This is a genomic window from Pseudomonas sp. ICMP22404 (assembly GCF_006227205.1).
Taxonomy (GTDB): Bacteria; Pseudomonadota; Gammaproteobacteria; order Pseudomonadales; family Pseudomonadaceae; genus Aquipseudomonas.
The window spans coordinates 131,894-146,033 of the sequence record NZ_VCNG01000001.1; the positions used below are offsets into that span (position 1 = coordinate 131,894).

The following is a 14,140-nucleotide window of genomic DNA, read 5'->3' on the forward strand; positions in this document are numbered from 1 at the left end:
ACTCGCCCCAACAGACAAACAACGTTTTCTGCCTTGCGTAGCACAACCGATTAGCCATATTTCGCCGGCCACACAGATGGCCATGAGGATACAACGATGGACGTGACCACAACCCTGAGCCTGGGCGATCCACTGGAACCCGCACGCAAGGCCACCGTGCAGATGCTACAGGAACGCGAGCGTACCTATTCGCTGCCGCAGCCATTCTATAGCGACGAGCGCCTGTTCGACATCGACATGCAGGAGATCTTCCAGAAGGAATGGCTGATCGCCGGCATGACCTGCGAGATACCGACCAAGGGCAACTACCTGACCCTGCAAGTGGGCAAGAACCCGATCATCGTGATCCGTGGCGCCGACGGTGTGGTTCACGCTTTCCACAACGTCTGCCGCCACCGTGGTTCACGCCTGTGCACCAGCGACAAGGGCAAGGTTGCCAAGCTGGTCTGCCATTATCACCAGTGGACCTACGAGCTGGACGGTCGCCTGCTGTTCGCCGGCACCGAAATGGGCGCCGACTTCGACATGAAGGAATACGGCCTCAAGCCTGTGAACGTGAAGACCGCCGGTGGCTACATCTTCATCAGTCTGGCGGAGAACCCGCCGGCCATCGATGATTTCCTGTCGACCCTGAGCCATTACATGGAACCCTACGACATGGAAAACACCAAGGTGGCGGTGCAAACCACCTTGATGGAGAAGGCCAACTGGAAACTGGTGCTGGAAAACAACCGCGAGTGCTACCACTGCGGCGGTTCGCACCCGGAACTGCTCAAGACCCTGCTGGAATGGGACGACGTCACCGACCCGCGCGCCGACCAGGCGTTCAAGGACCACGTGGCCGCTTCCGCCGCCGCCTGGGAAGCCGAGAAGATCCCTTACGCCCACGCCAGCTTCGGCCTGCGTAACCGCATCGTGCGCATGCCGCTGCTCAAGGGCACCGTCTCGATGACCATGGACGGCAAGCAGGGCTGCGCCAAGCTGATGGGCCGCATCAAGAACCCGGACCTGGGCTCGATGCGTATCCTGCACCTGCCGCACTCGTGGAACCACTGCATGGGCGACCACATCATCGTGTTCACCGTGTGGCCGATCAGCGCCCAGGAAACCATGGTCACCACCAAGTGGATCGTGCACAAGGACGCGGTCGAAGGCGTGGACTACGACGTGGCGCGCATGCGCGAAGTCTGGGACGCCACCAACGACCAGGACCGTCGCCTGGCCGAAGAAAACCAGCGCGGCATCAACTCCACCGCCTACCAGCCGGGCCCATACTCCAAGACCTATGAGTTCGGTGTGGTTAACTTCGTGGACTGGTACAGCGGCCGCATGCTGAACAACCTGGGCGCCGAGCCTGCACCGTACCTCAAGGGCATCAAGGTCCAGGCCTAAGGCAAAAAGCATCGCGAGCAGGCTCGCTCCCACATTCGATCTTCGGTCCGCCAAAGATCCCCTGTGGGAGCGAGCCTGCTCGCGATAGCGTTGGATCAACTCGCATCAATGTTGTTTGTACCACCGTCTTCGCGGGCAAGCCCGGCTCCCACAGGTCCCGCATCATGCGTAAATATCGCATACACCACAAATTCACTGTGGGAGCGAGCCTGCTCGCGATAGCGGCCTGACTATCAACCTATTACTTCGAAGACCACCGCACCGAGCCATCCTCCCCGTAGAACGTCTCTTCGATGTTCTCGCCCACCAGCCGCACCTTCACATACCCGTTCAGCACCCGCTCCGGATACACCTCATCCCCGGCCAGTTCCGTCTCTGACCACAATATCCGCGCATGCCCATTCAGCTCGCTGGTGGTGCCATAGGGAATCGCCCCATGCCCGGCGCAACGTGCGTGCAACCCGCCTTGGGTGGCGTAGCAGATGCCGTTGTGCAGATGGCCCCAGTACCAATAGTCCGGCTCACGCCCCAGCGCATCGCACACCGGTTGGTATAGCGCGGTCTTGTTGTGCCCGGAAATGTCGAACCCCTGGTGATGACTGAGCACCATCAGCTTCTTGCGCTTGGGCAGGCTTTTCATCCAGTCGATCTGCTGGCTGTTGAGCGTGCCGTCCATGTACAGGTTCATGGCATCCGAGGCGTAGGCGCTGTCGAGGCCGACCACCAGCCAGTCGTCGTTGTACAAGGCGAAGTAGCTGGTGCCCTGCTGTCCCGGAAAACGCTTGGCCAGCTCCTTGAAATAACCATGGGCGCCGCTGTACATCTCGTGGTTGGAATTGAGAGTGAACGAGCCATGCTTGCCCTGGGGCCAGCCGACCATGTCGACGTCTTCCTGGGAATGTGAACCGGCGTAGTAGACATCCCCCAGGTGAATGGTGAAATCAGCCTGGGCCAGTTGCATCTGATTGGCCACCGCCACCGCCGGGGCGTGGCTGTCGAACGGTCCGGTACCCCAGTCGCCAGCGATGGCCAGCACCACGTCGCTGTCCATTTTCACCATTGCCGGCGTGGTGCCGAACGTCGCGTGGTGGCGCAGGTTCTCGATCCACTTGAGCAGCGCCTCGCTCCACAGCAAGTCCAGCAATTCCCATTTGCGGCAGCCCAGCAAAGTGCCGTCCTTGAGCACCCGTGTCGGCAATTCGTCTTCGCTTTGCGGCAAAGGCGTGGCGTTGCCGATCTTCAGGATCGACAGGCCGTGGGCCAGCTCCCACGGCACGGCCGGTTCGTCGTCCGGCAAGTCGCCATGTTCGATCGTGTACCGAGCCTGGTCGTGGCCCCGTTGCAACAGCTTGACGATGGCCTCGAACTCCTCGGGCTCCAGATCGTTGACGAGCTTTTTCCAGGACATTTCCAGCCGTGTGACCAACCCATGCAGACGGACCTTGACCTTGTCGAACTCATGTTCCCAATGATGCAGTAATGACATGTGGACGCTCCTTCGCAGTGCCCTGGACTACAGGGTCTTCATGAATTCGATCAGGGCCCGTTTGTCGGTGTCCGACAGTTGCGTGCCATACAGATGACCGCCGTTGTGGTTGCCTTCCAGGCGGGTGTCGTATTTGAAATCCGCCGACGCCTTCATCTGCGTGCCGCTGGTGATAAAGCCGACCTTCTGCGGGTCGTAGATATCGGAGCCGGTGTAGAACACTTGCGGACGCTGCTCCGGCGGCAGCAACAGGTCCCACAAGGTCGGCACCGAGCCGTTGTGCAGGTACGGCGCACGCAACCAGACGCCGTCGGTGGGGGTGTTGCTGTAGCTTTGGGTCTTGCGGTAAGCGTTGAAATCGAATGGCGGCTTCTTGAAGCCGTGGAACGCCGTCACCAACCCGGTGGTGAAGGAATTCAGGCGATGGGGATCGGTGCCCAACTGGTCGATGTTGGTGGTGACCTGACCCGTGTCGGTACGACCAAAGTCGTGGCAACCGGCACAGTTCTTCTCCCAGATCGGTTTGCCCTGGGCCACCTTCGCCTGATCCAGGGCGAACGGCCAGGCCGGCGCCTTGTGCCCCAGCAACCAGTTGGTCACCCGGTTGAAGCTGGGCGGCAGCACCGACTCCGGCGTCGCGCCCACGGCCATGGCGGCGGCGTAGTTGCGCTCGTGAATGTTGTTGTTATTGCCGTCCCAGTGCAGGTACATCGACTCGCGAGGCTTCTGGTTCCAGACCTGCGGCAGATCCACAGTGCCGATGGTCGAGTCGTCCGGGAAGCCGAACACCACCATTTTGGTCGGGTTGAAGGTGTCGGTCCGCCCGGGGCCCTGGGCCGGGCGCAGTTTCTGCCAGGCGTAGGCCTGCTTCTGCTTGAGCAGCGCGCTCTTGGCCATCGGGATGATCAGGTAGCGGTTGTACAGCTTCTCGAAAAAGCCCAGTTGGAACTTGCCGTTGATCGCGGCCATGATCGCATCGGGGGTGAATTTCGGGTCGCTGGCACAATCGTAGGCAAACCACTGGAAGGCTTGCAGTTGCAAGGTATTGGCCGGCGCGGTGGCGACCGGAACCGCTACGTCGGTGGCGTTGGCCCGGTATGAGCCGGTATGGCACAGGGCGCAGTTCGGCTCCACGGTGGGGTAGCCCAGTTGTCGCTTGGCCATGCCGATGGGCAGGTCCTTACCGTTTTCATAGAGGAAACCGAATACTTCGTAGCCACCCGGCTTGGGCATCTTTTCCGGGCACATCTGCGGCAGCACGGCGAACAGGTAGTAGGGAATCCGCGCCTCGATACCGAGGCCGATGGCCGCGTACTTGTAGTGGTCTTCGTCGGAAGCGAAGTCCGGTTGCGGGACTTCGCGGATCATCTGGTACCAGGTCTGGTAACCGATGAAGCCCAGCACCAGTACCACGACCAGCACACCGGTCCTGAAGCGCGGACTGTGCCAGTGCCGCGTCCAGCCTTCACGCCACTCCCGGCACCCCGTACAGAGCAAGGCCAGCGGGCGATGGGCAACCGGGCTGCCCAGGTACAGCAGCACGCCCAGTATCAGGAACATGCTCAGGTCACCCACCAGCATTGGAACGAACAACGGGCCTTGGTTGTTGGTGTTGATCAGGTAGATCCAGAACACCACCGCCACCAGCCGCGACAGCACGCACAACCACGAATTCACCACGAAACGCGGCGCATTGAACCCCGAGGGCATGTAGAACAGGCTGATCCCCACCAGCAACATGCCGGTGTTTTCCAGCCAGGGATCGGACAGCACAGGAGGCAGGCCGAGCATGGACGTCAACAATGCCGGCGCGAACAGCGCCGGAATCGCGAAGAACATGTTCATGACAATCCCGACCCAGATGATGCGTTGGTACCAGCGGATGTAAGTGTTCATGGCATTTCCCCAGATCGTGCCCACGCTCTGCGTGGGCATGCATCCCATGACGCTCTGCGTCATAAAAGCGGACGCGGAGCGTCCGTGGCGGCATTCCCACGCAGAGCGTGGGAACGATCCCGGCTAGCCGAGCGCGGTCTTCTCCAAGTGCTGGAGGATGATTGGATACACGTCCATCACCGCATCCTTGCCGAAGATGCAGTCGATATGACCGTAGCCCGGTACCTCGTGGCGGCTGAACAGTTGCGGACCATGCATGTCGCACAGCCGCTCATAGGTCTTGAGGGTGCTTTGCGGCAAGTAGCACTGGTTGTCGGCGCCGCTGATGAAGCAGATCGGCAATTTCAACCGATCGAAATGCGGCATGTAGACATCATTGCCCTTGAAGTCCACCAGATGCCCCTTGCGCACGATCAGCGCCAGGTGCTCGAAGGTGTGCATGTTCGATTCGCCGAACAGTTCATGCAGGTTGTCGTGCAGGGTTTCGTTGAGAGTGTCGTGGCGGTACAGCGACGCATACATGAAAGTGATGCGATGGCAGACCGGGTTGGTGCAGTAGCCCTGGGCTTCGATCCGGGCATAGCCGTTCAGCGCTTTGTCATAGAGTTTGTTGAACCAGTTCTCCTTGGTGTCGGCGTAGGCGGTAAGGGACTTGATGCCAATGGCGTCGAGCATGCCCGGCAGGTGCAGGCCAGCCTTCAGGCCGGTGGCAGTGGCGACCACCGTATCGGCGGCAATCTGCGAGCAGACCACCGAGCGCACGCCTTGCAACCCCGCCAGCATCGACATGAAGAAGGTCGTCGCACCGTAGCAATGCACCACGCATTGCACGTCGCGGGCGAGGGTCGCCTGCTGGATCTGTTCGATGGCCGCCTTGAAGTCGTACTGGGCCACCTGGTCGCCGTTCCACTCATGCTTGCTGGCGGGCAGCAGGATGCTCACCCGCAGGTCCAGCAACCAGACGTCGTACTCGTGCTTGCACAGGTACTCCAGCAAGTTGGTGTGAATGGTATCGGTGGAGAAGATGTTCGAGCCCACGCCCAGGCCGTGAACCAGCATTACCGGGCCCTTGCTGCCCGCCTGATAGCGGGTCAAACGCAGTTGGACGTTGTCTTCGGTTTCGAAGAAATGCACGGTCGGTGCCGGTGCGTCCAGCGGCCGCTTGATCCGCGGTGGCGCATCCGGGTTGAAGTAGATATCGCCGGCGAACACCCCACCGTAGCTCTCCCACAGGATGCCGGCAAAGAACTTGCCGAACCGCGCCAGGGCCTCGACCCGCTCGCGTTCATTGCGGGCGTTGAGCACCTTCATGGTGGTCATCTGCTTGGCGAAGTCCGCCGGCAGGATGTGCATCACCCCCGAGCCGAGTACCGCGCCGGTCTTGTCCGGCCCGCGATAGAGGGTGACATAGAGGGTGCTGGTGTCATGCCAGATGTTCAGCACGCCATTGTCCTCGGGCACGGTCTTGAAGGCACTGAAGTAATAATCGCTGCCGTCCTCGGCGGTCAGCTTCATGTCGTAGTTCATGTGCCGCACGCCCACCTGCTCCTGGTATTGCTCGAACAGGTTGAATACGCCGTTACTGGCGACCAGCGGCTGTGGCGAAAGCATGGGAGCATCCAGAGTCCCCACCAGCGTGGCGGCGTGTTCCGGCTCCTTGATCATCCGATTGAGGTCATCGGCGGTGATGGTCAGAGTGAACTCGATGGTCGAGTTGTCGGTTTTTCCGCGTTTGGCTGCCGCTTCGTAAAGCGTGAGATCGGTGCCTTGGGCCTGGGTGAAGGCCGTGGAGAAATAGCCCGTCATGGTTTCGGTGAACTGCACGCCGAGGGTGGGCGCTGCCACCGACTTGCGCGGGGCCGAAGGCAATGTGTAATCGATCAACCAGCCGCGATCCGCCGCCAGCAGCCCCATGTTGCGCTCGCTCACAGCCGAAATGGTCAGCAGTGGGTTTACCGCCAGGGAAGTCGGAATCACCGCACCGTCGGCCACGTACAGGCCGGGATAGACATCCGTGCCGCTGGCGCCACTGAACACCTGGCCCTTGTGGTTGACCACGCCTTGCGTCGCGTCTTCGCCCATCACGCAACCACCCAGAGGGTGGACCGAGACAATGCTGTGCTTGAGCAACTTGGTCCAGATCGGGTTTTCGACCCAGATCCCTCCCAGCGCCTTGGTACTCTGGTGCAGACGCTCATTGCCGAGGGTGACGTTCTCCTGTTCGCCGACACCGGGCCAGTCGATGCGCAACTGGTCCTTGCTGTCGAGCACCATGCGGCCCTTGCCGTTGTCGTGGCTCATGATCAGGTAGGTTTGCATGTTATGCAGCGCGCCGTGATACGGGCCGCGCAAGAAGCTTTCGGCTTCCCGCCCCTTGTATTTGAGGCTGGCGCCGAAGCCGGTGTCGGTGGGCACGCCGATCATTTCGGCGAACGCCGCCATGCTCGGCACCATCGGCCGGCCGAGCGCGCCGGGAATCGAGCCTTCCTCGATGACCATGCGGCTGCGCCAGTCGCCCTCGGTGCGCATGTCGATGACCGAGGTGATGCACGGCCCCACCGGCTCCAGTTCCTTGGCCGAATGGGCACCGAAACCGATGCCGTTGATAGTCTGATCGCAGTTGTGGCCGAACCCGAGGATGTCGCCATTACCGCTCATGTTCTCACCCAGCTGACTGGACATCGACAAGCCCTTGTCCCGGGAGCGCAGCATGATCTCGGTGGAACCCAGGGTGCCGGCGGACACCACCACGATGTCGGCCCGCACGAACAGTGTCGGCGCCGAGAACAGTTCGCGGCCGCTGTCCAGGTACTGGAAGTGCACGATCCAACCGTTGCCGTCGCGCTCCAGGTGCCGCACCTCGGCCTGGCAGAAAATTTCCGCGCCGTGGTTCCAGGCATCCGGCAGGTAATTCATCAGCGTGGTGTTCTTGGCCTTGTTGTTACACCCGGAGACGCAGTCGCCACAGCCGTTGCACGGTAATTGTTCGACGCCGACGTGGTTGAGGTTGTTAGGCAGCCTGTCGAACGTGACGTTGATGGGCGGTTTGTAGAAATGCGCGCCTTGCTTGAGGTAATCAGCCGACTTCTTGTGGGCGTCGAGCTTGGGCAGATTCGGCTCCGAGGCCGGGTAAGGGTTGGGCTTGAGCATTTCGCGAGCGCGCTCGTAACCCTCCTTGAGCAGCGTGTCACGGTGTTCACGCACCGCCAACGGCCAGCGTGGATCCTCGAACACGCCGGGCTCCGGCTCCAGCGCGACGTTGGCGTTGATCAGCGAAGTACCGCCCAGACCACAGCCCACCACCACGTTCTGTTGAGCATTGACGTGCAGGTCGAACATCCCGGTGCGCGAGCCGATGTGCCCGTCCGGGTCATGCACCTGCAACTCTTCCGTGGCCGCCAGCATGGTGTTGGGGTATTCGCCGGGTTGCATCTCCCGGCCCCGCTCCAGCAGACACACCTTGCGCCCGGCCCGGGACAGCCGTGAAGCGGCAATACCGCCGCCATAACCGGAGCCGATGACGATAACGTCGTAATGCTCCTTGATATCACTGATGGGGGTCGAGATCCGTGTCATGTCCAAGTCCTCTCAGGCAGAAGGGGCAACTCTGCGGTTGCCTGTAAATCCAAGGCGTACAGACGCCTGGCCGCTGTCCCCTGGAGGTACGCGCGGCAGTCAACGGTGTTACGGAGGAAACGAGGTGCGGGGGAACGCTATTGACGCGCACGCTGGTTAGCGGCGCGACGACGAATGCGTCGGGGCAACAACATGGGCGGCGTCGGGGTGCAATTCACCGATGAGGGGAGGTACGCGTGAGGGTGTCGGCTATCCATCCTGTGCTCTCCCTGAACCGGATGTGGATAAAAACGCTGAGTCCTTGTGGTTTGGAGTGAAGACACACGACCGCCACGCGTCAAGGCAGTTCCTTAGAACTGTATGAAATTTGATCTATCGCGTTTCGGACTATGCCCGCCGGGGTCTGGAGCCTTTCGCAAACAAGTTATCCACATGACCACCCACAGTTAATGGGGACAAGTACACCTTGGCAAGACAGTTCTTGGGGATAAAGCCATGAAAAACCGTGGCTTATGCATAAAGAAGGTTTTTCTGTCATATCGGTTATTTTTTGAACAAATGCCTGTAGGCCCTTATCCATAAGGCCTACAGCTGGAAGCGAACACCTTATCCACAGAAGCGCCAACAGTGTTTGGGGGTAATTTTGACGTCTTGTGGAAAAGCGTTGCCAGGCCCTGTAAATAAAGGTTTTTCGAGCAATTTTCCAATCCAGAAGACAAATTGATCATTTAATGATCAACCGAGCGAAAAGCCCGTCTCGCGTGGCTTGCAGAGGATAGCGAACATCTTATCCACAGAGGCACCAACAAGTATTGGGGGCAAAAATGTGGATCAGTCTTTCCTCATTGGTCAAAAAAACCAATAAAAACCGTGGGTTGGACTGATCACTTTTTGAGCGAAGCCTTGGAGGGCTTGATTGGCAAGGGGTATGGCAAGGGACGAACAGGTTATCCACAAGACGGTGTACAGCAATTGTGAGTAACCACCAAACTCCTGTGAAGAAGCCGCTCGTTTCCCACGAGTTCCATCCTGCAGCGGTCAGGGCCGATACATCAGATACGCTTCTCCCGTTACCCGAATCATCGGGTGCGGGACAATCCGACAGGTTTTAACAATACCAAAGCCATGGCGCTCATAGAAACGCCGGGCGCCGGTGTTCGCAGCGTAGTCGATCAGGCTCAACCCCTTGAGCTTCAATTCAACGGCCCGCTGCTGCGCCAGCTCGAGGAAGCGCACGCCCAACCCCTTGTTACGCCAACCTTCATGCAGCGCCAGGCTCGATATATAGAGCGTATCGGGAATTTCCATATCAGCGTAGGGCGCCAGGACCGGATCCGTAACCGGAGTCGCCAGCGGATCATGACGCATCACATAGCAGTGCATCATCCCGATGACCCGCCCCTCAGCCTCCGCAATGACGCAGTTCTGGTAGGAGAAATCAACATCCTCACGTGCGTAGCGAGTTGCGCCCACCTCCACGAGATCCTGTCCAGGCTCCGCCAGCTGGCTCCAGATGTAATCGGAAGCACCTTCGGAGGAAATCTGGAACAAGCGAGCAATCTCGGGCGTATCCGCGGGTAAAGCCGGACGAAATACAATGTCCATGAAAGGGGATTCCAATAGCTATCAGACGCCTTTTTTGGCTTATCCACAGAGGCGCACACGTGAGTTGTGGGTAAACCCGAATCCCTTGTGGGAGCGAGCCTGCTCGCGATAGCGGCGTATCCGCGACAACAGTGTCACCTGATACCCAGCCATCGCGAGCAGGCTCGCTCCCACATGGGGTTTTGCGGGGATGTGGGGTTAGCGAACCACCCCTTCCTCCACCAACAGCTTGAGAATCGCCTCGGCACCGGCCTCCGGGCTCAGGCCCTTGAGCACTTGCCCGCCTCCGCCGCTGGCCTTGGCCGTGGCGGCTTTCATGCGGTCGGCGCCGCTCTTGGCCTTGATGACTTTCAAGCGCTTGGGGCGTGGTTTGGCCGGCTGCAGGGTCGCCACCGCCAGCAGAGCGTCGTCGATCACTTCCACTTCTTCAGCGTGCAACGCGCCGCGCCGCGCCGGGCCGTAGGCGCTTTGCCGTGGTTTCGGCGCAGCGTTATCCACAGTGGCCAGGAATGGCAGGCGCACTTTCAGGCGCCGACGCTGCCCGCGAGGCAGGGCTTGCAGCACCAGGGCCACGCCATTGTCGAGAGACTCGACCTGGGCCAGGCCCACCACCAGCGGCCAACCGAGGTTTTCCGCCAGCAGAAACGGCAGCATGCCTGAGCCTTCGCCGGTTTCCGCCTGGCTACCGGTCAGCACCACCTGAGCACCGGCGTCGCGCAGATAGTCGGTCAGTGCTGGCAGCGCATCGGCACCCATAGGGTTTTCCAGCACATGCAATTCGTCCAGCCCCATGCCCAGGTAGGCACGCAGGGCCGGCTCGGCCACGTCGCCCGCGTGCAGCACTTGCAGGTCGTTACCGGCCAGTTGCAGGCCCAGCTCCACGGCGCGGGCGTCCTGCTCGGCGCGCCGGGGCCGACCGGAGGTGGGGTGCGCGCCGATGGACACCAGGCTGATCACTTGAGTACTCATGGTTGAATCCTTAGCTTAAGCCGCATCACGCTTGGCCTCGTTGCGGTAAGCCTCTACCGCCGCGATCAAGGCTTGAAGAATCGCCGCGCTGTCGCCGATCACCGACAGGTCTGCCCGTTTGATCATGTCGCAACCCGGGTCGAGGTTGATCGCCACCACCTTGTCGCAGGCACCGATGCCTTGCAGGTGCTGGATCGCCCCGGAAATCCCCACGGCCACATAAACCCGTGCGGTGACCCAGGTACCACTGGCGCCGACCTGACGGTCCCGGGCCATGAAACCATCGTCCACCGCCACCCGCGAAGCACCTTCGGTGGCGCCCAGGGCCGCAGCGGTCTGATGGAACAGCGCCCAGTCCTTGACCCCGTTGCCCCCCGAGAAGATGAACTCGGCTTCGGCCATCGGGATCGCGCCCGGATCCACCGCCACCGCGCCCAGGTCCTCGATGCGCGTCAGGCTACGGGCCACGCTTGTGGATAACTCAACCGGCAACGCTTCGTGTCGGGTTTCGCTGACCGGCTCGGCACATTCGGCCGCCGCCAGGATCAACCGGGCCAAAGGCCGGGCCAAGTCCTGCAGGCCCGCGCCGGCACGACCGATGCACTCCTCGCCCTTGACCTGCCAGACACGGGTAGCCGGGCGTTCGCCCAGGGCCGCGGCGAAGCGCCGGCCCAGTTCAGCGCCACCGCTGCGGCTGTCGGGCAGCAACCAGTGCCGCGGATTGAACTGGTTATCTACAGCGCGCAGACCTTGCACACGTTGCTCCGGTGCATAACCGCTGAATTCTTCGCCATCCAGCACCAACAGCCGATCGACGCCGGCCGTGGCGAACGCGCTTTCCTTATGCTCGCCGAAGACCACTGCCAGCACGGCACCGTCCGTACCGGCCAGCTGATGAGCCAGACCCAGCAGATCGCGGTCGTGACTGCTGAGGCGTCCGCCCACCATGTCCGGCACCACACAGATGTGGAACGCCGGTTGTGGCACTTGATGCAACGGCAGTTGCACCTCAGTCGCGGCGCTGCGCTTGGCCGTGCCGCCCTGCTGGGCGCCGCTGCGGTCGATACGCTTGATACCGTTGGGGCCGATGAAGCCGACGCCATGGACATTCTTGCGAACGATGCCGTTGGGCCCCATCCAGCTGTGCTGTACCGGTTGCATGGCCGCGTGCAACGGGTGCAGGCGGTTGCGGGCGATCCACTCGGCGCGAGGGTCGCGGCGGATGATGTCGCTCATTAATGCACCTCCGCAGGTTCACGTTTGGCCGGGGCCGCAGACTTGCTCGGCACCGCCTCTTCGAGCAGGGCATCGGCCACCAGCTCGGCGATGTCCTTGATCATCGGCCGGGGCTCGACCACACCCTCGAGCATCGCGGTGCACTGTGGGCAACCTACCGCCACCAGCTCGGCGCCGGTTTCGCGGATATCTTCCATGCGCATGTCAGGGATCCGCTGTTTGCCCGGGATGTCGGTGATCGGCGCACCGCCGCCGCCGCCGCAGCAACGCGAACGGAAACCGGAACGCTGCATTTCCTTGACCTCGATGCCCAGGGCACGCAGCACCTGGCGTGGCGCCTCGTATTCGCCGTTGTAGCGACCCAGGTAGCACGGGTCGTGATACGTCACGCTGTCACCCTTGTGCTGACCGAGGTTGAGGGCGCCGGCGTCGATGATTTCCGCCAGGTAGGTGCTGTGGTGCTGCACCAGGTAGTTGCCATCGAAGGCGCCGTATTCGTTTTTCAGCACGTGGAAACTGTGAGGGTCGCAGGTCACGATGCGGTTGAACTTGTATTTGGCCAGGGTCTGGATATTGCGCTTGGCCAACAGTTGGAACGTCGCTTCGTCACCGAGGCGCCGGGCCACGTCGCCACTGTCGCGTTCCTCGAGACCGAGCACGGCGAAGTCGATATTCGCGGCTTTCAGCACTTTGACGAAGGCACGCAAGGTGCGCTGGTTGCGCATGTCGAAGGCGCCGTCACCGACCCAGAACAGTACGTCGGTGGATTTCTTCTCGCTGAGCAGGTTCAGGTTCAGATCCGCCGCCCAGTTCATCCGTCCGCCGGGGGCGAAGCCGCCCGGGTTATCGGTGGCGATGAGATTTTCCAGTACCTCGGCGCCCTTGTTTGGCGTAGCGCCTTTTTCCAGGGTCAGGTGCCGACGCATGTCGACGATGGCGTCGACATGCTCGATCATCATCGGGCATTCCTCGACGCAGGCACGGCAAGTGGTGCAAGACCACAGCGTCTCGGCGTCCACCAGGCCGTTGACGATCGGCTGGAGAGGATTGCCGCCGTGCTCGCCCACCGGCTTGCCCGGATACGGGCTGCCGGCGAACTTCGCATCGGTGCCGCCGGCCAGGCCGACGACCATGTCCTGGATGAGCTTCTTCGGGTTCAGCGGCTGACCGGCGGCGAACGCCGGGCAGGCTGCTTCACACTTGCCGCACTGCACGCAGGCGTCGAAACCGAGCAACTGGTTCCAGGTGAAATCCTTGGGTTTCTCCACGCCCAACGGCGCAGTGGGATCGTTCAGGTCCAACGGCTTCAGGCCGGTGGAGCGACCACCGCCAAAGCGCTCGGCACGACGGTGCCAGGCCAGGTGCAAGGCACCGGCGAAGGCATGCTTCATCGGCCCGCCCCAGGTCATGCCGAACAACAGTTCCGACACACCCCACAGCACGCCGACGCCCAGGATCGCTGCCAACAGCCAGCCACCGAAGTTTTCCGGGAGAATACCGGCCACCGGCAGGGTCACCAGGAAGAACGATGCCGAGAACGCCAACAGGCTTTTCGGCAGGCGCATCCACGGGCCTTTGGACAGGCGCGCCGGCGGATTGCGCCGACGCAGGTAGACAAAGATCGCACCGACGAACATCACCGCCGACATCAACAGCAGTGCATAGCCAAGGATACGGTTATGCAGGCCGAAACCGTGCACCAGGATCGCCAGCACGAGCGATGCCACCGCACCACCGGCCGTGGCAACGTGGGTGTTGGCAATGTATTTGTCCCGCGCCACCACGTGGTGCAAATCCACCATGTAGCGCTTGGGCATGGCAAAGAGGCCGCCGATCAGGTTGACCTTGGACGGTCGCCCCCGGCGCCACATGTTCACCCGCCGCAAGGCGCCAAGGACCGCGAGGCCCAAAGCGGCGAACAGCAGGATGGGAAGAAGGGTGTTCAGCATGGTGAAGCTCCCAAAGACCTCAGGTCTTGCA

The 14,140-nt window shown here is 61.4% G+C and carries 8 protein-coding genes; 1 reads left to right on the plus strand and 7 read right to left on the minus strand.

All coding sequences use genetic code 11. The features are described 5' to 3' along the window. The first annotated feature begins 96 nt into the window (after nucleotides 1-96). Entirely contained in the window at nucleotides 97-1,392 is a 1,296-nt protein-coding gene (gene gbcA, locus FGE05_RS00590; protein WP_139640716.1) for a glycine-betaine demethylase subunit GbcA, read from the plus strand. Between the two features lie 241 nt (nucleotides 1,393-1,633). On the opposite strand, the gene FGE05_RS00595 is transcribed toward gbcA, so the two are convergent. The 7 genes from FGE05_RS00595 to dgcB all read right to left on the minus strand — a co-directional run bounded on the left by FGE05_RS00595 (nucleotide 1,634) and on the right by dgcB (nucleotide 14,109). Beyond that, nucleotides 1,634-2,878, minus strand: coding sequence for a metallophosphoesterase (locus FGE05_RS00595; RefSeq protein WP_139640718.1), 1,245 nt, complete (start codon nucleotides 2,876-2,878; stop codon nucleotides 1,634-1,636). A 27-nt stretch (nucleotides 2,879-2,905) separates the two neighbouring features. Continuing rightward, nucleotides 2,906-4,774 carry a cytochrome c gene (locus FGE05_RS00600; protein ID WP_139640720.1) on the minus strand — a complete coding sequence of 623 codons (1,869 nt, stop codon included), beginning with the start codon at nucleotides 4,772-4,774 and terminating at the stop codon, nucleotides 2,906-2,908. Between the two features lie 123 nt (nucleotides 4,775-4,897). After that, nucleotides 4,898-8,350 (minus strand): GMC oxidoreductase, encoded by a 3,453-nt coding sequence (locus FGE05_RS00605; RefSeq protein WP_139640722.1) that lies wholly within the window; start codon nucleotides 8,348-8,350, stop codon nucleotides 4,898-4,900. Between the two features lie 1,038 nt (nucleotides 8,351-9,388). Then, nucleotides 9,389-9,955 (minus strand): GNAT family N-acetyltransferase, encoded by a 567-nt coding sequence (locus tag FGE05_RS00610; RefSeq protein WP_139640724.1) that lies wholly within the window; start codon nucleotides 9,953-9,955, stop codon nucleotides 9,389-9,391. 198 nt (nucleotides 9,956-10,153) lie between these two features. Further along, nucleotides 10,154-10,924 carry an electron transfer flavoprotein subunit beta gene (locus FGE05_RS00615; RefSeq protein WP_139640725.1) on the minus strand — a complete coding sequence of 257 codons (771 nt, stop codon included), beginning with the start codon at nucleotides 10,922-10,924 and terminating at the stop codon, nucleotides 10,154-10,156. Between the two features lie 15 nt (nucleotides 10,925-10,939). Then, nucleotides 10,940-12,160 (minus strand): electron transfer flavoprotein subunit alpha/FixB family protein, encoded by a 1,221-nt coding sequence (locus FGE05_RS00620; RefSeq protein WP_139640727.1) that lies wholly within the window; start codon nucleotides 12,158-12,160, stop codon nucleotides 10,940-10,942. After that, entirely contained in the window at nucleotides 12,160-14,109 is a 1,950-nt protein-coding gene (dgcB, locus tag FGE05_RS00625) for a dimethylglycine demethylation protein DgcB (protein ID WP_139640729.1), read from the minus strand. The genes FGE05_RS00620 and dgcB overlap by 1 nt, the downstream gene beginning before the upstream one ends. Between the last annotated feature and the right edge of the window lie 31 nt (nucleotides 14,110-14,140).

Bases quoted from the DNA above. Each gene is read 5' to 3' on its own strand.
- gbcA (WP_139640716.1), top strand. From the start codon at position 97: ATGGACGTGACCACAACCCTGAGCCTGGGCGATCCACTGGAACCCGCA.
- FGE05_RS00595 (WP_139640718.1), bottom strand. From the start codon at position 2,878: ATGTCATTACTGCATCATTGGGAACATGAGTTCGACAAGGTCAAGGTC.
- FGE05_RS00600 (WP_139640720.1), bottom strand. From the start codon at position 4,774: ATGAACACTTACATCCGCTGGTACCAACGCATCATCTGGGTCGGGATT.
- FGE05_RS00605 (WP_139640722.1), bottom strand. From the start codon at position 8,350: ATGACACGGATCTCGACCCCCATCAGTGATATCAAGGAGCATTACGAC.
- FGE05_RS00610 (WP_139640724.1), bottom strand. From the start codon at position 9,955: ATGGACATTGTATTTCGTCCGGCTTTACCCGCGGATACGCCCGAGATT.
- FGE05_RS00615 (WP_139640725.1), bottom strand. From the start codon at position 10,924: ATGAGTACTCAAGTGATCAGCCTGGTGTCCATCGGCGCGCACCCCACC.
- FGE05_RS00620 (WP_139640727.1), bottom strand. From the start codon at position 12,160: ATGAGCGACATCATCCGCCGCGACCCTCGCGCCGAGTGGATCGCCCGC.
- dgcB (WP_139640729.1), bottom strand. From the start codon at position 14,109: ATGCTGAACACCCTTCTTCCCATCCTGCTGTTCGCCGCTTTGGGCCTC.